Below are 21308 nucleotides of genomic sequence, written 5' to 3' on the forward strand. Positions count from 1 at the left end.
CGGTTATTTACTGTCGCGGTGTTCGAACTCGCCTTCGATCACATCACCTTCTCGCCCCAGAGGCTGGCGCGGGGCCGGGCCGCCACGGGGTTGCAGGTCGTCGGCAAATGCGCGCTGGCGCACGGCCGCTTCTTCGGCACGCTGGCGCATCTTGCCGGCCAGCAGTTTGCGCGTAACCGGCAGCAGCATCACCAGACCGACCACGTCGCTGATAAAGCCCGGCAGGATCAACAGGCCACCGGCCAGGGCCATCATCAGGCCTTCGAGCATGGTCTGGGTGGGCAGCTCACCGCGGTTCAGGCTTTCACGGGCGCGCAGGGCGGTCGCCAGGCCGGCGACGCGCAGCACCAGGACGCCGAGCATCGAGCCGAGAATGATCAGTAACAGTGCCGGGAAAAATCCGATCGCACCGCTGACTTGAACGAATACGAACAGCTCCAGCACCGGGAACAATAGAAAAAGCAACAAAAAAGGGCGCATCAAATGGTTCCTCAACGCAAGAATGCCTTGCTAGTTCACCCTAGATGACGTCGCCTTTTCGTGAATTCAAGCGCTAATGTCTGATTTTTTCGGCCAGGTCTGCGCGTGAGCCAATGAAACCAGGGCTTCGCGTACTTGTGTCGGCGTGTTGCAAGACTCGGCAAACGGCAGCCAGTGCAGGGACTGGCCAATGCGCAGGTGCATGCCTTCGCTGTCGATACCGGCCAATTGCGCAGGCTCGGTCGTCGGTAAACCGGCGAGGTCGACGTAGTGGGCGATGGCCTTGGCGTGATCGCTGTTCATGTGTTCGATCATGCTGCGTTCAGCCTTGCCCGCGAACGGATTGGCCAGGGTCAGTTGATCGACCCAGTGGATCGCGCCAAACCCACCGATATAACGGTGACGCACCGGCTTGAGCACCCAGAAATCGAAATCGTGAGCCTGGTGGTAATTGGCCGAGTCAGGGAAGTAGCGGTAGTAGCGCTCGGCGGCGGCTTCGATGGCGGCGGCGTCTTCCAGCTTCTGGGCTTCAGCCAGGTAGGTCAGGCGCCCGACGGCCTGCACATCGTCGGCTTCGCGCTCCCCGACCAGCAACGAACACTTGGGGTCCTTCTGCAAATTGTGCGTGTGCTGGGCGATGCGACTGATCAGGATCAGCGGCTGGCCGTGTGCGTCGAGGCAGTACGGCACGACCGAACCGAAGGGAAAACCGGGCATGGCTTTGGACAGTGTGGCCAAGGCCCCACGGTATTCCTTGAGCAACAGCTCTCGGGCGTTCCTGGCAACGTGCGCGCTCAATGTATGACTCCTGGGTTGTCCCGCCGCCCATGGCATATGGGAATGGATCTCAACACAAGGTAATCAATATCCGCGCAGGTTGCCAGAGTGCTCGATGCCGCTTTACCAGGCCACGCCAAAGCCTGCGGTGTAGCGGGTCTTGCTCAAGCTGCTGTCGGAGTCGCCGCTGATGACATCGCGCTCAGCCTTGAGATTGAGCGACGCCCATTCGGTGACTTTGTAGCGCAGGCCCATCTCGGCATCCAGGGAATACTCGGCCGGACCGTCCAGCGGCTTGCCCACCTCGCCGTTGGTGAAGAACTCGACGGTCTTGCCCACCAGGTAGCGGTTGTAGTTCCACTTCATGGCCAGGGAGTAGAAGTTGTCCTTGCCGCCATCGGCATATTCGTAATCGGTGCGGTTGACCAGCGAGCCCAGGGAGAACGCGCCCAGTTCATCGTCCCAGAACTGATAACCAGGGCCCGTACCGACGGTGCGTTGGCGTGCCAGGTCTTCGACCTTGTCGCGCTTGTAGGTCAGGCGGCCCTGCCAGAACCAGTGCTCGGTGAAGAAGCGGTCGAGGTCGTATTCCAGGGCCCAGTTGTCGGTGGTGGTGACGTCGTCCTGGAACTCGCGGTTATATTCGCCCTTGCCCGTGTGGCGCCACTGGCCGTGACGGGCCGAGGTCTTGAAGTCGATGTCGTAGTCGTTGGTGTCTTTGTCGGCGCGCTTGTAGTCCAGCGCCAGGTCGACGTTGCCCTTCCAGACCAGGTCTTCGATCACAGGCTTGGGCTTGAGGATCTGCTGAATGCTGGCCAACTCCACGGTCTTGGGCGCTTCGCCATTGGCCAGCACGACTTTGCCATCCTCTGCAGGCTTGAGGGACTTGGCCTTTTCACCGTCATAGGCGTCCTGCTTGACCAGCAACTCCTGATCACTCTCCAGGGTTTTCACCTGCTTCCAGTCCACCGGGATCGCCCCGCCGTAGCTGGTCTGGATCAGCAGCTTGCCGCCGTCGAAGACTTTGATCTTGCCGGTCAGGCGGTCACCGTTCTTCAACCAGACGGTATCGGCGAGCAAGGGCGTGGAAGCACTGAGGACAGCAAGGCACAGCAGGGTTCTGGACAACATAAGCGGATACGGGGCTCGGGGTTGGCGAAAAGAAGACGCTATCGTGTTAGATAGCCTGAACTGACTCAACTATTTATATTGAGTTCAATTCTCAACGGCAAGTTTACAGACGTTTCTTACAAAACACCGACGTTCCAAACGGATAGCCTCACAGTGAATGAACCCGCCGACACCCCGCAAAGCCCCGCCGAAATGCGCCGCACCGCGCTTTACCTGACGCTGGCGCAAGTACCGTCAGGTTGCGTGGTCAGTTATGGCGAGTTGGCGCACCTGGCAGGCCTGGGCCGCGCCGCGCGCTGGGTCGGGCGCACCTTGAGCCAGCTTCCCGCCGATACCCGATTGCCCTGGCACCGTGTGCTGGGCGCCGGTGGTCGGATAAGCCTGCCGCCGGGCAGTGCATCCGGTGACGAGCAACGTGCGCGTTTACGCAGCGAAGGCGTCACTATCCTGAACAATCGTGTTGATATTCAGCGCCATGGCTGGCGTCCGGTAGAGCACAGCGGTTAGAGTGCGCGCTTTGTTTCCGCAAATCTGAGGCAGACTCCAGCCCATGCCCCGTAAAACCTGGCGCGCCGCGCTCGCCGCCTATGCCAGCCCCTCGACGTTAGTGCTGTTGTTGCTCGGTTTCGCTGCCGGCCTGCCTTATATGTTGGTGTTCTCGACGCTGTCGGTGTGGCTGCGCGAAGCCGGCGTTGCCCGCGAGACCATCGGTTATGCAAGCCTGATCGGGCTGGCCTACGCCTTCAAATGGGTCTGGTCGCCGCTGCTCGACCAATGGCGCCTGCCATTGCTCGGAAAACTCGGGCGCCGTCGTTCCTGGCTGGTGCTCGCCCAATCGCTGGTGATCCTCGGATTGATCGGCATGGGCTTTTGTGACCCGCAAAAACACTTGTCCTGGCTGATCGCCATTGCCGTCGTCGTGGCCTTCGCGTCGGCCACCCAGGACATCGCCGTCGATGCCTATCGCCTGGAAATCGCCGACGACAGCCGCCAGGCGGCCCTGGCCGCCAGTTATATGTCCGGTTATCGCATCGCCGCCCTGCTCGCCACGGCCGGTGCGCTGTTCTTCGCCGAGGGCTTCGGTTCCACCGGTTTCAACTATAAACATTCGGCCTGGACCGGCACCTATGTGCTGTTCGGCGTGCTGATGGTCCCGGCGCTGCTCACCACGCTGTTCATGCGCGAACCCAACGTGCCGCTGCGCACCCAGTTGCAGGCCGGGCGCTACAGCTTCGCGCATCAGCTGGTGTCGGTGTTCGTGCTGATCGTGCTGCTGGTGTCGGTGCCGGCGATGTTTACCCAGCTCTACAACACTGACTTCGCCAGCGTGCTGTTCCAGGGCGTGAGCCTGTGGGAATTACTGATGGAAGACCGCGCGTTCCTGCGCGCCATCCTCTATATCCTGCTGACTGCAATGTGTCTCTCGGCCATGGGCCGACGTGGCCTGGCGCCGGTGCTGACGCCGGTCAACGACTTCATCCTGCGCTACCGCTGGCAAGCGTTGCTGCTGCTCGGCTTGATCGCCACCTACCGCATGTCCGATACGGTCATGGGCGTGATGGCCAACGTGTTCTATATCGACCAGGGTTTTACCAAGGACCAGATCGCCGGAGTCAGCAAGATCTTCGGCCTGATCATGACCCTGGTCGGCGCCGGCATGGGTGGCCTGTTGATCGTACGGTTCGGGATCCTGCCGATCCTGTTCATCGGCGGCGTGGCCTCGGCCGGCACCAATCTGTTGTTCGTGATGCTCGCCGACATGGGCCCCGACCTGCAGATGCTGATCGTCACCATTTCCCTGGATAACTTCAGCTCGGGCCTGGCCACATCGGCGTTCGTCGCTTACCTGTCGAGCCTGACCAACCTCAAGTTCTCCGCCACCCAATACGCCCTGCTCAGCTCGATCATGCTGTTGCTGCCGCGCCTGATCGGCGGGTATTCGGGGGTGATGGTGGAGAAGTTCGGCTATCACAACTTCTTCATGATCACCTGCCTGATGGGAGTGCCGACGCTGTTCCTGATTGCGCTGCACTGGTTCCAGGAAAACCGGCGCGCCCGGTTGAATCCCCCTGCAGAAGACTGAAATGTGGGAGGGGGCTTGCCCCCGATTGCGGTGGAACAGCCGAGTATCTTGTAGCTGACACATTGCTATCGGGGGCAAGCGCCCTCCCACATTTGGAACTTCTATAGCCGGTCAGATCCCCGGCAATGTCACGCCTGTACTCCAGCGGCAACCGCCCGTACAATCCCAAGTCATTTCAAGTCCAAGCAACCGACAACGGCCTACCATGCGTACCAGTCAATATTTGCTCGCCACACAGAAAGAAACGCCTTCCGACGCGGTTGTGATCAGCCATCAGCTGATGCTGCGCGCCGGCATGATCCGCAAACTGGCCTCGGGCCTGTACACCTGGCTGCCCATGGGCTTGAAGGTGATGCGCAAGGTCGAAGCCATCGTTCGTGAAGAAATGAACGCCGCCGGCTCTCTGGAAGTGTTGATGCCGAGCACCCAACCGGCTGAACTGTGGCAGGAATCCGGGCGCTGGGAAGAGTACGGCCCTGAGTTGCTGCGCTTCAAGGACCGTCATGGCCGCGATTTCTGCGCCGGCCCGACCCACGAAGAAGTCATCACCGACCTGATGCGCAACGAGTTGAGCAGCTATAAACAATTGCCGCTGAACCTGTATCAGATCCAGACCAAATTCCGTGATGAAATCCGCCCACGCTTCGGCTTGATGCGCGGCCGTGAATTCATCATGAAGGACGCCTATTCGTTCCACGCCGACCAGGCGTCGTTGCAGGCGACCTACGACCGCATGCACCAGGCCTACTGCAATATCTTCACGCGCCTGGGCCTGAAATTCCGCCCGGTTGAAGCGGACAACGGCTCCATCGGCGGTGCCGGCTCCCACGAGTTCCACGTGCTGGCCGAATCCGGCGAAGACGACATTGCGTTCAGCAATGTTTCGGACTACGCGGCGAACGTCGAAAAAGCCGAAGCCGTACCGCGCGAAACCTCGCGCCCAGCCCCGGCTGAAGAACTGCGCCTGGTCGATACCCCGGACACCAAGACCATCGCGGCCCTGGTGGAGAAATTCAATCTGCCGATTGAAAAGACCATCAAGACCCTGATCGTGCACGCCGAAGAAGAAGGCAAGCTGATCGCCCTGGTGATCCGTGGCGACCACGAGCTCAACGAAATCAAGGCGGCCCAGCAACCTGGCGTGGCCAGCCCGCTGGTCATGGCCAGCGATGCCGAACTGCGCGACGCCATTGGCGCGGGCGCCGGTTCCCTCGGCCCGCTGAACCTGCCGCTGCCGATCATCATCGACCGTTCGGTCGAACTGATGAGCGACTTCGGTATCGGCGCGAACATCGACGACAAGCACTACTTCGGCGTGAACTGGGAGCGCGACCTGCCGGTGCCGACCGTGGCCGACCTGCGTAACGTCGTGGCCGGCGACCCGAGTCCGGATGGCAAGGGCACCCTGGAGATCAAGCGCGGCATCGAAGTCGGACACATCTTCCAGCTGGGCAACAAGTACAGCAAGGCGATGAAGTGCGAAGTGCTGGGCGAGAACGGCAAGCCGATCACCCTGGACATGGGCTGCTACGGCATTGGCGTTTCCCGTGTGGTCGCCGCCGCCATCGAGCAGAACAACGACGAGAAAGGCATCATCTGGAGCGACGCCCTGGCGCCGTTCCAGGTTGCGCTGGTGCCGTTGCGCTATGAAACCGAGCAAGTACGCGAAGCAACCGACAAACTGTATGCCGAACTGACGGCCGCCGGTTTTGAAGTGTTGCTCGATGACCGGGACAAGAAAACCAGCCCGGGCATCAAGTTCGCCGACATGGAGCTGATTGGCATCCCGCACCGGATCGTGGTCAGTGACCGCGGCCTGGCCGATGGCAATCTGGAATACAAGAGCCGGACCGAAGCCGAGGCCCAACCGTTGCCGGTGGCTGACGTGCTGTCTTTCCTTCAGGCGCGTATTCGTCGCTGAAAACCAGATCAAGAGAAGTCATGCTCAAGCGAAACACCAGAGCCCTGGGGGGCGCCGCCTTGTGCGGCGCCCTGCTGGTCAGCGGCTGCGCCAACCAGATGTCGCAACGCAGTGAGCACGAGGAGCGGGTCGAGCGAAAGTTGCTCGACCACAGCCTGCAGATCGATGTCGGCGAGCCCAAAGTGCTGGAGCTGCCGCAACGCCGGGTTCGGATTCACGAGCAGAAGACGTTCGAGGTTACCGAATTCGAAGTCACACGGCGTTACGACCGCTACACGCCTTACCAGCCCTGGCGCAAACTCTATGAGATGCCACTGGGTGCCGTTGCGTTGGTGGCCGGCGCGGGCGCCAATGTGGCGAATATCTTCGCCCTCGGCAACCTGCCTGCGAGCATGACGCGCGATTGGCTGAGCTACGGCGTGGACGGCATCAACCCGTTCATGAACGTGCAATCCCACGGGCGTGCGCAACAGAACCTCGCGGCTATCGATGAAGTGCAGCGTGACAAGCGCCTGGAATATTCGAGCCTGCCCTGGAGCGAACGCCCGGTACAGGTCACAGCCGGCAAACAGACCCATGAACTGACCACCGACCGCGACGGCGTGCTGCGCCTGAACCTGTTGGACAGTCCGTTTGCCGAGCAGGACCTGAACCGCATCACCACCTTGAAAATCAGCGTGGAAGACGGCCAGGACGATGTGCACACGGATTCGACCCTGGCGGTCAGCAACACCCTGCGCGGCAAATTGCTGGAAGCCCATGGCCTGATCTATGACGATCTGGAAGACGACGAGGTCAATCAGTGGGTGCACCGGGTCAAGCGCCTCTCGGAGCTGGGCCTGGAAGAAGAAGCCAGCGAACTGGAGCAAAGCCTGATTGAACTGACGCGCAACGATCCGGAACTGCAGCAGGAGTTTTTGCAGGCATTGGCCAAGGATGCGGGGCGACTCGTCGCAGATCCTGGCGCGCGCTGAGTTTTCAGACCGTTCAAAGATCCAAATGTGGGAGGGGGCTTGCCCCCGATTGCAGTGTGTCAGTCAGTACATCCGACACTGACACACCGCTATCGGGGGCAAGCCCCCTCCCACATTTGGCCTCTCACATTTTTCAATCCGGGGTTCTACCAGGAAAACTCGAGCTGTTCATTACCGCTGCTCAAATCCAGCAACCTCACCCCAATCCCCAGCAACCGCACCGGCTTACCCCCACGGTTAAATGCCTGGGTCATCAGCTGTTCATAACTCTCCAGATCCCGCCCGGCCCCGGCCTGCTCCAGAGTGGTCTGGGTAAAGTCATGAAACTTGACCTTCACGAACGGCTTGCCTGCCCGGTAGCTGCTGTCGATACGCGCCATGCGCCCCGCCAGGGTTTCCAGCAACTCGGGCAGCTTGGCCAGGCAGCTTGAAAGATCCGGCAAGTCCACATCGTAGGTATTTTCCACACTGATGGATTGCCGCCGGCTGTCGTTCTGCACCACGCGGTCATCGATCCCACGGGCAAGACTCCAGAGACGCTCACCGAAACTGCCGAATTCGCGCACCAGTGCCAGCTTGTTCCACTCGCGCAGTTGCAGGCAATCTTCAATGCCCAGGCGCGCCAGCTTGTCGGCGGTGACTTTGCCCACACCGTGCAATTTACTCACCCGCAACTGCGAGACGAACTCTTCGACCTGGTCCGGGGTAATCACAAACAGGCCGTTGGGTTTCTTCCAGTCGCTGGCGATCTTAGCCAGAAACTTGTTGGGCGCAACGCCGGCGGACACGGTGATGTGCAACTGATTGGACACACGCCGGCGAATGTCCTGGGCGATGCGCGTGGCGCTGCCGCCAAAGTGCGGGCTGTCGGAGACGTCGAGGTAGGCTTCATCCAGCGACAACGGCTCGATCAGGTCGGTGTAGTCGCGAAAGATCGTCTGGATTTCCTTCGACGCTTCTTTATAGGCATCCATACGCGGCTTGACGATCGTCAGGTCCGGGCACAGCTTCAATGCGTGACGCGATGACATCGCCGAGCGCACCCCGTAAGCCCGCGCTTCGTAATTGCACGTAGCAATCACCCCGCGCCGGTCCGCCGAGCCACCGACAGCCAGGGGCTTTTGCGCCAGGCTCGGGTCGTCGCGCATCTCGATGGCGGCGTAGAAGCAATCACAGTCGACGTGGATGATTTTGCGCTGCGTCATATAAACGGGGTGTGAATCAACGGGTGGCCAGTATCGCATTCACCCCTGTATATAGCACCAGTAGTTTGAATCTTCCGTCCGAGCGGTAGGAAATATCTCAGATGAATTGGTTTTCTCAATCGAATTCAACCTTCCAATAGAGCTGGAAGCCCTGGCCTGACTGGCTCGGCGCCCTTTCGACACCTGCCTTGGAGAGCTAACCAATTGAACCACAAGCGCTTTTGTTCGATTTTAGGGTTGACACACTCGCGTTCCTCTGTAGAATGCCGACACACAGACGCGGGATGGAGCAGTCTGGTAGCTCGTCGGGCTCATAACCCGAAGGTCGTCGGTTCAAATCCGGCTCCCGCAACCAAACATCAAAAAAGGCTACTCGAAAGAGTGGCCTTTTTTGTGCGCGTGTATTTTTGATCGTTCCCACGCTCCGCGTGGTAACGCCGCCCTGGACGCTCCGCGTCCTGCTTTTTGCGCAATGTTGACGCAGAGCGTCACGGGATGCATTCCCACGCGGAGCGTGGGAACGATCATCGAAGCGCTGCAACGCATTGATTTATGAATAATTCGGACTTATTTGAGCCATTGCCGCATTAACGGTTGACACCTCGGCGCTGGACTGTAGAATGCCGCCCACAGACGCGGGATGGAGCAGTCTGGTAGCTCGTCGGGCTCATAACCCGAAGGTCGTCGGTTCAAATCCGGCTCCCGCAACCAAACATCAAAAAAGGCTACTCGAAAGAGTGGCCTTTTTTGTATCCGGTGAAAAAGTTCTTCTGAAACAATGGCATGGCATCTTTCATGAAACCGTAGACGGTTTGCAGAGTCCATCTCATTGCACGCTATGCGCTATGCTCAAGCACTACCCTCTACGACCAATGGCCGCAGTCGCCGCACTCGGTGATCCGCGTTAATATTTGTAATTATTTTGTCCATAGGGATTGGTAACTTGGCTGGATACCCCCATCCTGTCGCGCACAATCCACGAGGTGATTGATGCGCGCCAACTCGTCTGAACCACAAGACACCGTCACAGCGGAACAACCGATCCCTCCCACCCGTTTGCGTTGGCTGGATCTGTTGAGCAAATACCGTCAGCCCATCGGCCTGGCCGTGACCTTGCTGCTGTTTGCCATTGCCCTGATCGCCTGCCGACATCTGTTGTTGGAGCTCGATCTCTACGCCCTCCACGACTCGATCCTGGAAGTGCCCAAGCCTGCCTTGCTCGGCGCATTTGCGGCGGCGGTGGCCGGTTTCATCATTCTGTTGGGCTATGAATTCTCCGGCGCACGTTATGCCGGCGTAAAACTGCCCGCCAAGACCCTGGCACTGGGGGGCTTCACCGCTTTTGCCATCGGCAACGCCATTGGCTTGTCAATGCTCTCGGGCGGCTCGGTGCGCTACCGTCTATATGCACGCCACGGCATCGGTGCTTCGGAAGTCGCGCACATGACCGTGTTCGCCAGCCTGGCGCTGGGCTGCGCGCTCCCTCCCCTGGCCGCTTTGGCCACACTGAGCAACCTGCCGGCGGCCTCGACCTACCTGCATTTGTCGCAAAGCCTGCTCGGCGGTGTTGCCGGTGCCGTGCTGCTGTTGTCGGCCATGCTGTGTATCGGTATTTATCGCCGCCGCCTGCCGGAACAACCCTACCCGGATAACCTGCTGGTCAAGGCCGGGCGCCGCACCCTGCGCCTGCCGGGTCGTCGCTTGACGTTCCTGCAGTTGATCATCACCGCACTGGATGTCGCCGCCGCCGCCACCGTCCTGTATATGTTGCTGCCGGAAGCGCCGCCCTTCGGCCCGTTCCTGCTGGTGTACCTGCTGGCCCTGGCCGCCGGCGTGCTCAGCCATGTACCCGGTGGCGTGGGGGTGTTCGAAGCGATCCTGCTGGCGGCCTTCGCCGACAAACTCGGCGCTGCGCCACTGGCCGCCGCCCTGCTGCTGTACCGGATGATCTACGTGGTATTGCCGCTGTTGATCGCCTGTATCTTCCTGCTGGTCAACGAGGCCCAGCGCCTGTTCCAGACCCAGCAAAGCCTGCGCGTCGCCTCCGGCCTTGCGGCACCGGTGCTGGCCGTACTGGTTTTTTTGTCCGGCGTGGTCCTGCTGTTTTCCGGCGCCACGCCGGAGATCGATTCACGCCTGGAAAACATCGGCTTCCTGATTCCCCACCGCCTGATTGACGCGTCGCACTTCGGCGCCAGCCTGATCGGCGTGCTCTGCCTGTTGCTGGCCCAAGGCTTGCGTCGACGTTTGTCGGCGGCCTGGATGCTGACCATGGTGCTGCTGCTGGTAGGCGCCCTGCTCTCGCTGCTCAAGGGCTTCGACTGGGAAGAAGCCAGTCTGATGACCATGACCGCCGTGCTGCTGGCGATCTTCCGACGCTCGTTCTACCGCGCCAGTCGCTTGACCGAACTGCCCTTCTCGCCGCTGTACCTGGTGGCCAGCGTATGCGTGCTGGGCGCGTCGATCTGGCTGCTGCTGTTCGCCTACCAGGACGTGCCCTACAGTCACCAACTGTGGTGGCAGTTCACCCTCGACGCCAACGCCCCGCGCGGCCTGCGTTCGTTGCTGGGCGCCGCCGTCCTGCTGGTGATCGTGTCGCTGACCTGGCTGCTGCGTACCGCGCGCCCGGTCATCCATCTGCCGACCCCGGACGAACTCGAACGCGCCTCCAAAATCCTGATGGCCTCGTCCCAGCCCGACGGCGGCCTGGCGCTGACCGGCGACAAGGCCTTGCTGTTCCACCCCAATGACGAAGCCTTCCTGATGTATGCCCGGCGCGGGCGCAGCCTGGTGGCCTTGTATGATCCGATCGGCCCGACCCAGCCGCGCGCCGAGATGATCTGGCAGTTCCGCGACCTGTGCGACATTCACCACGCACGGCCGGTGTTCTATCAAGTGCGCGCGGAGAACCTGCCGTACTACATGGATATCGGACTTACCGCGATCAAGCTGGGCGAAGAAGCCCGCGTCGACCTGAAACGCTTTGACCTGGAAGCCAAGGGCAAAGAGATGAAGGATTTGCGCTACACCTGGAACCGTGGCACCCGTGACGGTCTGTCCCTGGAGATCTGCGAGCCGGGCACGGCGCCGATGGATGAATTAAAAGTTATCTCGGACGCCTGGCTTACCGGTAAGAATGTGCGCGAAAAGGGCTTCTCCCTGGGCCGCTTCAGCGACGACTACCTCAAGCACTTCCGTATCGCGATCATTCGCTTCGAAGGGCGCCCGGTGGCCTTCGCCAACCTGCTCGAGACGTACAACCATGACCTGGCCAGTCTCGACCTGATGCGCGCCCACCCGGACGCACCGAAGCTGACCATGGAATTCATGATGGTCGGCCTGATTCAACATTATAAGAACCACGGCTACGCACGCTTCAGCCTCGGCATGGTGCCGTTGTCGGGCCTGCAACCCCGGCGTGGCGCACCACTGACCCAACGCTTGGGTTCGATGGTGTTCCGCCGTGGCGAGCAACTGTATAACTTCCAAGGTTTGCGCCGCTTCAAAGACAAGTTCCAGCCTGACTGGGAACCCCGTTACATGGCCGTGCCCGCAGGACTTGATCCGCTGGTGGCACTGGCCGATACCGCCGCCCTGATCGCGGGCGGCTTGACTGGATTGGTGAAACGCTGATGATTCGACGCTCCTGGCGGTATGTATTGGCTGTTGTAGTGCTGCTCGCGCTGGTCCTGGGCGGCGGCTACTGGTACTGGAACCGCCCCGCCCCACAGCCGACCCTGGAGCAGATGCCCCAGGCCGATGGCTCGGTGATGACCCGCGTAAGCCCTGCCGGCACGGTAAAGGCCCGCGTGGCAGTGGCCGTGATGGCCGACGAAACCCTGACCGACAGCCAACTGATCGCCCTCAGCCAGGGTGGCTCGGCGCAGCTCGTCCAGGTGATCCTGCCCAAGGATGACTGCAAGCTGCAGGAGCAAGCGCTGCAAAGCGCCCTGGCCCAGCTTAAAGGCCCGGCGACCCTGGTCAGCGGCATCGGCCCTGGCGCGGCGCTCGCCTGGCGCTGGCTGGCCACACAGAGCGACGACAAGGCCAACGCCATTTCCGTCGGCTTCGCCCTGAAACAGGAAGGCTGCAACGACCCGCTGCCGAAAACCGCCGCCCATGGCAACTGGCTGGTGGCCTGGAATGACAACCCCGACGATGAAAGCGCCAGCTTCGTACGTGACACACCGCGCGCCACCACCAGCATCAGCGACTACGACATTCATTACCCGCAAGTGCTGAACAACGAGCTGCGCAAGCAGCTGGTAGGTTCGGACAACGGCGGCCTGGCGATTCCAGTGGTGGAAGTGCCGGCCGGTCAGGCCAAGGACACCGTGACCCTGTTCCTCTCCGGTGACGGTGGCTGGCGTGACCTGGACCGTGACGTGGCCGGCGAAATGGCGAAGATCGGCTACCCGGTGGTCGGCATCGACACCCTGCGCTACTACTGGCAGCACAAAACCCCGGAACAAAGCGCCAAGGACCTGACCGAACTGATGCAGCACTACCGGCAGAAATGGGGCACCAAGCGCTTCGTGCTGACCGGTTACTCGTTCGGCGCCGACGTCCTGCCGGCTATCTACAACCGGATGCCGGCAAACGAACAGCAACGGGTCGACGCGATCATCCTGCTGGCCTTCGCCCGCACCGGCAGCTTTGAGATCGAAGTGGAAGGCTGGCTGGGCAACGCCGGCAAGGAAGCCGCAACCGGCCCGGAAATGGCCAAGTTGCCCCCCGAGAAAGTGGTGTGCATCTATGGTGCGGAAGAAGTCGACGAGAGTGGCTGCACGGACAAGACTGCCGTGGGCGAAGCCATGAAGCTGCCCGGTGGGCATCACTTCGATGAAAACTACCCGGCGCTGGCCAAGCGGTTGGTGGATATCATTGTGAAACACCAGGCCAAGGCCGAGTAATCCCAGGCTGCACACAAAACTAAATGTGGGAGGGGCGGTGCGACGATTCGACTTGCCCCCGATAGCGGTGGATCAGTCACTACATCATTGACTGACACTCTGCTATCGGGGGCAAGCCCCCTCCCACATTTGCTTTGTGGTGTGGCTAAGATCTAACGCGGTTCGATATGCGCAATCATCAACTGCACTGTCTCATTCCCACGAAACTCGTTCACATCCAGCTTGTAGGCCAACTCCACCCAGCGCACGGTCGGGTTAGGCCAGACTTCACGGTCTACCCCAAACGCAATGCCATCAAGCTTCACCGACCCGCACTCGCTCTTGAGCACCACCTTCAAGTGCCGCTCGCCCACCACCCGTTGTTCCACCAGCTGAAACACACCGTGAAACAACGGCTCGGGAAAGTGTTGCCCCCACGGGCCGGCATGGCGTAGCGCGCGGGCCAGTTCCAGATGAAACTCTTCCACCGCCAGGGTGCCATCGGAGAGCAGGCGTCCGGTGAGGTCTTCTTCGCGCAGTTGCCGACGCACTTCGGCATCGAAAGCCTCGGCGAACAAGGGGAAATTCGCTTCGGGCAGGGTCAGGCCCGCCGCCATCGCGTGGCCGCCGTATTTGGCGATCAGGTTGGGGTGCTGGCTGGCAACCACCGCCAGCGCGTCACGGATATGAAAGCCTTGTACCGACCGCCCGGAGCCTTTGAGCATGCCATCACCGGCATCGGCAAACGCGATGGTGGGACGGAAATAACGCTCTTTCATGCGCGACGCCAGAATCCCGATCACCCCCTGGTGCCACTCCGGGTCGAACAGGCACAAGCCGTACGGCATTGACTCCACCGGCAAATCCTTGAGTTGGGCCAGGGCTTCGCGCTGCATGCCCTGCTCGATGGATTTGCGGTCCTGGTTCATGCCATCCAACTGCGCGGCCATTTCCCGTGCCGCAGCCACATCGGTGGTCAGCAGGCATTCGATGCCCAGGCTCATATCATCCAGGCGCCCGGCCGCATTGAGCCGTGGGCCGAGAATGAAACCCAGGTCGGTGGAGGTGATGCGGGCATGGTCGCGCTTGGCCACTTCGAGGATCGCCTTGATCCCCGGCCGTGCGCGACCGGCGCGGATACGCTCCAACCCTTGATGCACCAGGATGCGGTTGTTGGCGTCCAGCGGCACCACGTCGGCGACGCTGCCCAGGGCCACCAGGTCGAGCAGTTCACCAATGTTCGGCTGCGGGCTGTTGTCATACCAGCCGAGGCTGCGCAAACGCGCGCGCAGGGCCATCAGTACGTAGAAGATCACGCCCACACCGGCCAGTGCCTTGCTGGGGAACGTACAGCCTGGCTGGTTCGGATTGACGATCGCGTCCGCCGCCGGCAGTTCGTCGCCCGGCAAGTGGTGATCGGTCACCAGCACCTTCAGCCCCGCCGCCTTCGCCGCCGCCACGCCTTCGACACTGGAGATACCGTTGTCCACCGTGATCAGCAACTGCGGCTCGCGCTGCAACGCCACCGCAACGATCTCCGGCGTCAGGCCATAGCCGTATTCAAAACGGTTGGGCACCAGGTAATCGACATGCGCCGCACCGAGCAAACGCAGGCCCAGTGTACCCACGGTGCTGGCGGTGGCGCCGTCGGCGTCGAAGTCACCGACGATCAGGATACGTTGGCGTTGTTCCAGCGCCGTCACCAGCAGGTCGACGGCGGCATCGATGCCCTTGAGCTGCTGATACGGAATCAACCGCGCCAGGCTCTTGTCCAGCTCGGCTTCCGATTGCACCCCGCGCGCGGCGTAGAGACGGGTCAGCAGCGGTGGCAATTCACCGAGGAATGGCAGGACGGCGGGCAAGGGACGGGGATCGATACGCATACGGGGGTGATGACTTCTCTACTGATTCAACGGATAACAACAGTTCAAAATTCAACAAAGATCAAATGTGGGAGGGGGCTTGCCCCCGATAGCGATCTATCAGCCAGCTTATCTGTAGCTGATCCACCGCTATCGGGGGCAAGCCCCCTCCCACATTTTCTTCAATCACGCCCGCCCACCAGCCACTGCAACTGCACTTCATGCTGGCCACGGTCATCGGTGACGAAGATCGTGCCTTCGCTGATCATCACGTCCCACTTGATCACGCGCGGCATGTCCTTGGCCAGCACCTCCAGAATCTCCTGCGGCACGGCAGCGATGTGCACGTTCTTGAGGTTATTCGCCACCGGCACCACCTTGCCTTCCCACACCCGCAGGCTGCCGTATGCCAGCAGGCTGGTGCGTTCGGTGCGACGCGAGCACCAGGTCAGGCGGTCTGCATCCGGCTGGCCGACTTCGATCCAGTGCAACACCCGATCATCCAGGCTCTTTTCCCACAGGGCCGGCTCGTCGACATCCGACAAGCCACGGCCGAACGCCAACTGCTCGTTGTACCAGAGGGCGTAGGCCAGCAGGCGCACGGTCATGCGTTCTTCGGTTTCCGAAGGGTGGCGGGCGATGGTCTGTTTGACGCTCTCGTACACCGAACGGTCAAGGTCGGTGAGGTTGAGTTCGAATTTGTAGGTCGTGGACGGCTGGGCCATGAACGGGCTCTGGAGACAGGGAAAGACGGCCAGTCTAACCGATGGCGAGGCCAATCAACGAATACTGCGCTGCATCCAGGCTGCCTGCCTATGTTAAAAAGCAGTACGTCACCGTCCCGCGCGCTCAAGGATCCCCATGTCGCTTAATGCCAAACCGCTTGCCGGCCTGAAAGTCATCGAACTCGGCACCCTGATTGCCGGCCCGTTTGCCTCACGTATCTGCGCCGAGTTCGGCGCCGAAGTGATCAAGGTCGAATCCCCGGACGGCGGCGACCCCCTGCGCAAATGGCGCAAATTGTATGAAGGCACCTCGCTGTGGTGGTTCGTGCAGGCGCGTAACAAGCAGTCGCTGACCCTCAACCTCAAGCACCCGGATGGCCTGGCGATCCTCAAGCAATTGCTGGCCGACGCCGACATCCTGATCGAAAACTTCCGCCCCGGCGTGCTGGAAAAACTCGGCCTGGGCTGGGAAACCCTGCACGCACTGAACCCAAGGCTGGTGATGGTGCGCCTTTCCGGCTTCGGCCAGACCGGGCCGATGAAAGACCAGCCGGGGTTTGGCGCGGTAGGCGAGTCCATGGGCGGCCTGCGCTACATCACCGGCTTCGAAGACCGCCCGCCCGTGCGCACCGGGATTTCCATCGGTGACTCGATTGCCGCGCTGTGGGCGGTGATCGGCGCGCTGATGGCCCTGCGTCATCGTGAAGTCAACGGCGGCCTCGGCCAGGTGGTCGACGTGGCGCTGTACGAAGCCATCTTCGCCATGATGGAAAGCATGATTCCCGAGTTCGATGTGTTCGGCTTCATTCGCGAACGCACCGGCAATATCATGCCCGGTATTACGCCCTCCTCGATCCACACCAGCGCCGACGGCAAGCACGTGCAGATTGGCGCCAACGGCGATGCGATCTTCAAGCGCTTCATGGCCGCCATTGGCCGTGACGACCTGGCGAACGACCCGGCGCTTGCCAGCAATGACGGGCGTGACAGCCGCCGCGATGAGCTGTACGGGGTGATCGATCGCTGGGTCAACGCCCTGCCGCTGGAGCAGGTCATGGCGCAGTTGAACCAGGCCCAAGTGCCCGCCAGCCGCATCTACAGTGCCGAGGACATGCTGGGCGACCCGCAATTCCTCGCCCGGGAAATGTTCCTCAGCGCGCAACTGCCGGGTGGCAAGGATTTCAAGATGCCCGGCATCGTGCCCAAGCTGTCGGATACGCCAGGCAGCTGTGAATGGGTGGGTCCGCAATTGGGCGAGCACAACGGTGTGCTGCTCAACGCCCTGGGCTATGACGCGGCAGCCATCGCCCGCTTGCGTGCGGATGGCGCGATCTGAGCGCGCCGCAATGCCAAATTCCAGGCAAAAAGAAACCCCGAGGAGTGGGGAGACAACTCGGGGTTAAACGTGATCTACAAAGACCAGTACAACAAGCCACAAACACCGGAGCACAATGTTTGCTCTTGCTGTTACAAACTCTGACCGGCCGTGTTGTAGGAAGTTTCGAAGGATAAATAATTCTTCATGCGCAGACCGGGGTTCGCGTCATGGCGGCGTTTCGCAGGGCTGCAATGACCGAGGGCTCGAGTCGACCTTCAGCGATTTTCAAATCACGCAGCAGGCAATCCACCACATCCACCAGCGCGCGTTTGTCGGTCAACTGAGCGCGGTTGACTTCGCGCTCGACCATGATGGCGCCACCGGGGTTCTTCACGGTCACCAGGCATTCGCCCTGCGCACCAGAGGTGGTCAGCGTAACCAGATAAGGGCTCAGTGCTTCTTCGAGCAACAGGCTGATACTTTCCATCTCGATCACCACTCAATAGTTCGGGAACAATCGTTTCAACGGGTGCTGCATCTCTCCTAAGTGACTGGTCGTAACGTAGGAAAGTTCGCTTTTTCGTCTTTCAAGGGTTGTGCGGGGATGACGTATCCAGCATGCGCTTGCAACATGACAGGTAAAAAACGGCGGCACATAACTGCTTACGCAATGGGTTGCGGTTTTGGGCTACGCCGAGCGCGCAGGCCAGGCGTGAATCCTATACTCGGTGAGCGCTGATCACCCTGCCGTGCAGGCAGAGTGCATGTCATAAGGCCCTTATTGCGAAGGATGAAAATGATGTTGGAACAAAATGAACAGCAAGCATCGATGGAGAGGATGCATGCCGATGTAAGGCGCATCTATGCCGAAATATCACGCATGCAGGCTGAGCAAGATAAGCTCAAATCGGAATCACTGAAGATAAATTGCGAAACTTTCTGGTACCCCATGGGCGTAGCGATGGCCGTGGTCGCAACGATCGCCTCAATCACTGGAGTGGCTATTAAACTGCTCCTGTAAACAGCACGTTGCCGGGCCTGCCAGAAACAAAAAACGCCGCTGACCCAGGGAAGGGAAAGCGGCGTTGTTGTCTACGCGGTGCGCCTTACAGCGGCTTGCCCCGATTGCCATGCTGGCTGACAAACGCCTGCACAGTCTTCAGGTCGTTAGCCAGCACCGTGCAACGCTCTTCGCGCTCGAACAGATCAGCCAGGTGCTCCGGCAACTCCAGGGCCTTGCCAACACCGGCCTTTTCCACCGCCTCCGGGAATTTGACCGGGTGTGCGGTGCCAAGGATCACCATGGGGATATCCAGGCTGCGACGGCACTCGCGGGCGGCCTTCACACCGATGGCCGTGTGCGGGTCAAGCAACTCGCCGGTCTGGGCGTAGACCTCGGCGATGGTTTCGCAGGTCTGCGCATCGTCCACGGCCAGGGAGTCGAACAGCTTGCGGGTTTCGGTCCAGCGCTCCTGCTCGACGCTGAAGCCGCCACCTTGCTTGAAACTGCTCATCAGTTCGGCCAACGCCGCGCCATTGCGGCCATGCATGTCGAACAGCAGGCGTTCGAAGTTCGACGAGACCATGATGTCCATCGACGGCGACAGCGTGGCGTGCAGGGTTTCCTTGACGTACTGATTGCCGCTCATGAAGCGGTGCAGGATGTCGTTGCGATTGGTCGCGACGATCAACTGATTAATCGGCAGGCCCATGTTGCGCGCCAGGTAGCCGGCGAAGATGTCGCCGAAGTTGCCGGTCGGCACCGAGAACGACACTGAACGCGCCGGGCCGCCCAACTGCAGGGAGGCGTGGAAGTAGTAGACGATCTGGGCCATGATCCGCGCCCAGTTGATCGAGTTCACCGCCACCAGTCGCGTGCCCTTGAGGAAACTCTGGTCGGCGAAGCTGTTCTTGACCATTTCCTGGCAGTCATCGAAGTTGCCTTCGATGGCGATGTTGTGGATGTTCTCACCGAAAATGGTGGTCATCTGGCGACGCTGCACCTCCGACACGCGCTTGTGCGGGTGCAGGATGAAGATGTCGACGTTTTCGCAGTGCTTGCAGCCTTCAATGGCCGCCGAACCGGTATCGCCGGAGGTAGCGCCGATGATCACTACGCGCTCGCCGCGTTTTTCCAGCACGTAGTCGAGCAGGCGACCCAGCAATTGCAGGGCAAAGTCCTTGAACGCCAGGGTCGGGCCATGGAACAGCTCAAGCACCCACTCGTTGCCGTTCAACTGGCGCAGGGGTGCAATGGCGCTGTGGGAAAACACGCCGTACGTCTCTTCCAGGATCTTCTTGAAATCCGCGTCCGGAATGCTGCCGGTGACGAACGGGCGCATCACCCGGAACGCCAGCTCGTGGTAAGGCAGGCCGGCCCAGGAAGCGATTTCTTCCTGGGTGAAGCGTGGCAGGTTTTCCGGCACGTACAGGCCGCCGTCAGTGGCAAGGCCCGCCAGCAGAACGTCTTCGAAATTCAGGGCCGGTGCCTGGCCGCGGGTGCTGATATAGCGCATAGGGGCAAACCTTCGGTTTGGGCTTCAAGCTTCAAGTTACAAGCGGCAAGTTAGAGCGAATCGGCTTTTACTTGCAGCTTGCAGCTAACCGCTTGCAGCTGAATTAATTCAAATGTTCGACGCGGATACGGACCACCGGCCCTACTACGCCCTGGAGCGCTTCAAGAGCCCGAATGGCATCGTTGATATGCTGCTCGAGCACGCGATGGGTCAGCAGGATCATCGGCACCTGGCCGTTCTGCTCCTCGACTTCCTTCTGCATGATCGACTCGATGTTGATCCCGCGCTCCGACAGGATGCTCGCCACCTGGGCCAGCACGCCAGGATGATCCTGGGCCTGGATGCGCAGGTAGTAGGCACTTTCGCAGGCTTCGATCGGCAGGATCGGGTGGGCCGACAGCGAATCCGGCTGGAAGGCCAGGTGCGGCACGCGGTTTTCCGGGTCGCTGGTCATGGCGCGAACCACGTCCACCAGGTCGGCGATTACCGACGAAGCGGTCGGCTCCATCCCGGCACCGGCGCCGTAGAACAGGGTGGAACCGGCGGCGTCACCGTTGACCATCACCGCGTTCATCACGCCATTGACGTTGGCGATCAGGCGGTCGGCGGGGATCAGTGTCGGGTGCACACGCAATTCGATACCGGCCGGGGTGCTGCGCGCCACACCGAGGTGCTTGATGCGGTAGCCCAGGGCTTCGGCGTAGTTCACGTCGGCGGTGGTCAGTTTGGTGATGCCTTCGGTGTAGGCCTTGTCGAACTGCAGCGGGATGCCAAAGGCGATGGACGCCAGGATGGTCAGCTTGTGCGCCGCATCGATACCTTCCACGTCAAAGGTCGGGTCGGCTTCGGCATAACCCAGGGCCTGGGCTTCAGCCAGCACGTCTTCGAAGGTGCGGCCCTTTTCGCGCATTTCGGTCAGGATGAAGTTACCGGTGCCGTTGATGATGCCGGCCACCCAATTGATGCGGTTGGCGGACAGGCCTTCACGAATCGCCTTGATCACCGGGATGCCGCCGGCCACGGCGGCTTCGAACGCTACGATCACGCCCTTCTCACGGGCCTTGGCGAAGATTTCGTTACCGTGCACGGCGATCAGCGCCTTGTTGGCGGTGACCACGTGCTTGCCGTTCTCGATGGCCTTGAGCACCAGCTCGCGGGCCACGGTGTAGCCGCCTACCAGCTCGATGACAATATCGATGTCAGGGTTGGTGGCCACGGCGAACACATCGTTGGTAATCGCAATACCGGTCGTTTCGAACTGAGGCTTTGGCGAACGCGTGGCGATCTGCGCCACTTCAATCTCGCGCCCTGCACGGCGGGAAATTTCTTCGGCGTTACGCTGAAGTACGTTGAAGGTGCCGCCACCGACGGTCCCTAACCCACAGATGCCTACTTTGACCGGTTTCACTGAAAACTCCCCATGA

17 protein-coding genes and 2 tRNA genes are annotated in these 21308 nt (G+C 60.9%); 10 read left to right on the forward strand and 9 right to left on the reverse strand.

Going from position 1 to position 21308, the window contains the following annotated elements:
* Positions 1-3: 3 nt before the first annotated feature.
* The 3 genes from BFP93_RS23555 to BFP93_RS23565 form a co-directional block, all read right to left on the reverse strand.
* On the reverse strand, positions 4-480 hold the full coding sequence (locus tag BFP93_RS23555; protein ID WP_065895120.1) for an FxsA family protein: 477 nt from the start codon (positions 478-480) through the stop codon (positions 4-6).
* A 66-nt stretch (positions 481-546) separates the two neighbouring features.
* Entirely contained in the window at positions 547-1278 is a 732-nt protein-coding gene (locus BFP93_RS23560; RefSeq protein ID WP_065895121.1) for a HugZ family pyridoxamine 5'-phosphate oxidase, read from the reverse strand.
* Between the two features lie 102 nt (positions 1279-1380).
* A complete protein-coding gene (locus BFP93_RS23565; protein ID WP_065895122.1) occupies positions 1381-2388 on the reverse strand; it encodes a DUF481 domain-containing protein in 1008 nt (335 codons plus the stop codon).
* 192 nt (positions 2389-2580) lie between these two features.
* On the opposite strand from BFP93_RS23565, the gene BFP93_RS23570 reads away from it, so the two are divergent.
* The 4 genes from BFP93_RS23570 to BFP93_RS23585 all read left to right on the forward strand — a co-directional run bounded on the left by BFP93_RS23570 (position 2581) and on the right by BFP93_RS23585 (position 7366).
* Positions 2581-2895, forward strand: coding sequence for an MGMT family protein (locus BFP93_RS23570; RefSeq protein ID WP_256095237.1), 315 nt, complete (start codon positions 2581-2583; stop codon positions 2893-2895).
* A gap of 43 nt (positions 2896-2938) precedes the next feature.
* Positions 2939-4471, forward strand: a complete 1533-nt coding sequence (locus BFP93_RS23575; RefSeq protein WP_065895124.1) for an AmpG family muropeptide MFS transporter — start codon at positions 2939-2941, stop codon at positions 4469-4471.
* 205 nt (positions 4472-4676) lie between these two features.
* Positions 4677-6392, forward strand: a complete 1716-nt coding sequence (locus BFP93_RS23580) for a proline--tRNA ligase (RefSeq protein ID WP_065895125.1) — start codon at positions 4677-4679, stop codon at positions 6390-6392.
* A 20-nt stretch (positions 6393-6412) separates the two neighbouring features.
* Positions 6413-7366, forward strand: a complete 954-nt coding sequence (locus BFP93_RS23585) for a hypothetical protein (RefSeq protein WP_065895126.1) — start codon at positions 6413-6415, stop codon at positions 7364-7366.
* Positions 7367-7512: 146 nt separating this feature from the next.
* Here the strand turns inward: BFP93_RS23585 and dinB are convergent, their stop codons facing one another.
* Positions 7513-8571, reverse strand: a complete 1059-nt coding sequence (dinB, locus tag BFP93_RS23590) for a DNA polymerase IV (protein WP_065895127.1) — start codon at positions 8569-8571, stop codon at positions 7513-7515.
* Positions 8572-8849: 278 nt separating this feature from the next.
* On the opposite strand from dinB, the gene BFP93_RS23595 reads away from it, so the two are divergent.
* The 4 genes from BFP93_RS23595 to BFP93_RS23610 all read left to right on the forward strand — a co-directional run bounded on the left by BFP93_RS23595 (position 8850) and on the right by BFP93_RS23610 (position 13484).
* Positions 8850-8926 (forward strand) — tRNA-Met (locus BFP93_RS23595).
* A 279-nt stretch (positions 8927-9205) separates the two neighbouring features.
* Positions 9206-9282 (forward strand) — tRNA-Met (locus BFP93_RS23600).
* A gap of 279 nt (positions 9283-9561) precedes the next feature.
* Entirely contained in the window at positions 9562-12204 is a 2643-nt protein-coding gene (gene mprF, locus BFP93_RS23605) for a bifunctional lysylphosphatidylglycerol flippase/synthetase MprF (protein ID WP_065887534.1), read from the forward strand.
* Complete coding sequence (locus tag BFP93_RS23610) at positions 12204-13484, forward strand: virulence factor family protein (protein ID WP_065895128.1); 1281 nt, start codon at positions 12204-12206, stop codon at positions 13482-13484. The genes mprF and BFP93_RS23610 overlap by 1 nt, the downstream gene beginning before the upstream one ends.
* Before the next feature lie 152 nt (positions 13485-13636).
* Here the strand turns inward: BFP93_RS23610 and recJ are convergent, their stop codons facing one another.
* Entirely contained in the window at positions 13637-15346 is a 1710-nt protein-coding gene (gene recJ / locus BFP93_RS23615; RefSeq protein ID WP_065895129.1) for a single-stranded-DNA-specific exonuclease RecJ, read from the reverse strand.
* A gap of 161 nt (positions 15347-15507) precedes the next feature.
* On the reverse strand, positions 15508-16050 hold the full coding sequence (locus BFP93_RS23620; RefSeq protein WP_057723910.1) for a YaeQ family protein: 543 nt from the start codon (positions 16048-16050) through the stop codon (positions 15508-15510).
* 136 nt (positions 16051-16186) lie between these two features.
* On the opposite strand from BFP93_RS23620, the gene BFP93_RS23625 reads away from it, so the two are divergent.
* Positions 16187-17386, forward strand: coding sequence for a CaiB/BaiF CoA transferase family protein (locus BFP93_RS23625; protein WP_065895130.1), 1200 nt, complete (start codon positions 16187-16189; stop codon positions 17384-17386).
* Positions 17387-17570: 184 nt separating this feature from the next.
* Here the strand turns inward: BFP93_RS23625 and BFP93_RS23630 are convergent, their stop codons facing one another.
* Positions 17571-17855: a DUF3509 domain-containing protein gene (locus BFP93_RS23630; protein WP_065895131.1), complete on the reverse strand. Its 285-nt coding sequence runs from the start codon at positions 17853-17855 to the stop codon at positions 17571-17573.
* Between the two features lie 312 nt (positions 17856-18167).
* Here BFP93_RS23630 and BFP93_RS23635 point away from each other — a divergent pair, with 312 nt between their 5' ends.
* Positions 18168-18389, forward strand: coding sequence for a hypothetical protein (locus BFP93_RS23635; RefSeq protein ID WP_065895132.1), 222 nt, complete (start codon positions 18168-18170; stop codon positions 18387-18389).
* Positions 18390-18474: 85 nt separating this feature from the next.
* Here the strand turns inward: BFP93_RS23635 and thrC are convergent, their stop codons facing one another.
* Both thrC and BFP93_RS23645 read right to left on the reverse strand, forming a co-directional pair.
* The gene (thrC, locus tag BFP93_RS23640) at positions 18475-19884 is read right to left on the reverse strand and encodes a threonine synthase (RefSeq protein WP_065895133.1); all 1410 of its coding nucleotides are present in this window, start codon (positions 19882-19884) and stop codon (positions 18475-18477) included.
* A 103-nt stretch (positions 19885-19987) separates the two neighbouring features.
* The gene (locus tag BFP93_RS23645; protein ID WP_065887526.1) at positions 19988-21292 is read right to left on the reverse strand and encodes a homoserine dehydrogenase; all 1305 of its coding nucleotides are present in this window, start codon (positions 21290-21292) and stop codon (positions 19988-19990) included.
* Positions 21293-21308 lie beyond the last annotated feature (16 nt).

The organism is Pseudomonas sp. 44 R 15, from assembly GCF_900004965.1.
GTDB classification, from domain to species: Bacteria; Pseudomonadota; Gammaproteobacteria; order Pseudomonadales; family Pseudomonadaceae; genus Aquipseudomonas; species Aquipseudomonas orientalis_A.

Bases quoted from the DNA above. Each gene is read 5' to 3' on its own strand.
- BFP93_RS23555 (WP_065895120.1), bottom strand. From the start codon at position 480: ATGCGCCCTTTTTTGTTGCTTTTTCTATTGTTCCCGGTGCTGGAGCTG.
- BFP93_RS23565 (WP_065895122.1), bottom strand. From the start codon at position 2,388: ATGTTGTCCAGAACCCTGCTGTGCCTTGCTGTCCTCAGTGCTTCCACG.
- BFP93_RS23570 (WP_256095237.1), top strand. From the start codon at position 2,581: ATGCGCCGCACCGCGCTTTACCTGACGCTGGCGCAAGTACCGTCAGGT.
- BFP93_RS23575 (WP_065895124.1), top strand. From the start codon at position 2,939: ATGCCCCGTAAAACCTGGCGCGCCGCGCTCGCCGCCTATGCCAGCCCC.
- BFP93_RS23580 (WP_065895125.1), top strand. From the start codon at position 4,677: ATGCGTACCAGTCAATATTTGCTCGCCACACAGAAAGAAACGCCTTCC.
- BFP93_RS23585 (WP_065895126.1), top strand. From the start codon at position 6,413: ATGCTCAAGCGAAACACCAGAGCCCTGGGGGGCGCCGCCTTGTGCGGC.
- dinB (WP_065895127.1), bottom strand. From the start codon at position 8,571: ATGACGCAGCGCAAAATCATCCACGTCGACTGTGATTGCTTCTACGCC.
- mprF (WP_065887534.1), top strand. From the start codon at position 9,562: ATGCGCGCCAACTCGTCTGAACCACAAGACACCGTCACAGCGGAACAA.
- BFP93_RS23610 (WP_065895128.1), top strand. From the start codon at position 12,204: ATGATTCGACGCTCCTGGCGGTATGTATTGGCTGTTGTAGTGCTGCTC.
- recJ (WP_065895129.1), bottom strand. From the start codon at position 15,346: ATGCGTATCGATCCCCGTCCCTTGCCCGCCGTCCTGCCATTCCTCGGT.
- BFP93_RS23620 (WP_057723910.1), bottom strand. From the start codon at position 16,050: ATGGCCCAGCCGTCCACGACCTACAAATTCGAACTCAACCTCACCGAC.
- BFP93_RS23625 (WP_065895130.1), top strand. From the start codon at position 16,187: ATGTCGCTTAATGCCAAACCGCTTGCCGGCCTGAAAGTCATCGAACTC.
- BFP93_RS23630 (WP_065895131.1), bottom strand. From the start codon at position 17,855: ATGGAAAGTATCAGCCTGTTGCTCGAAGAAGCACTGAGCCCTTATCTG.
- BFP93_RS23635 (WP_065895132.1), top strand. From the start codon at position 18,168: ATGTTGGAACAAAATGAACAGCAAGCATCGATGGAGAGGATGCATGCC.
- thrC (WP_065895133.1), bottom strand. From the start codon at position 19,884: ATGCGCTATATCAGCACCCGCGGCCAGGCACCGGCCCTGAATTTCGAA.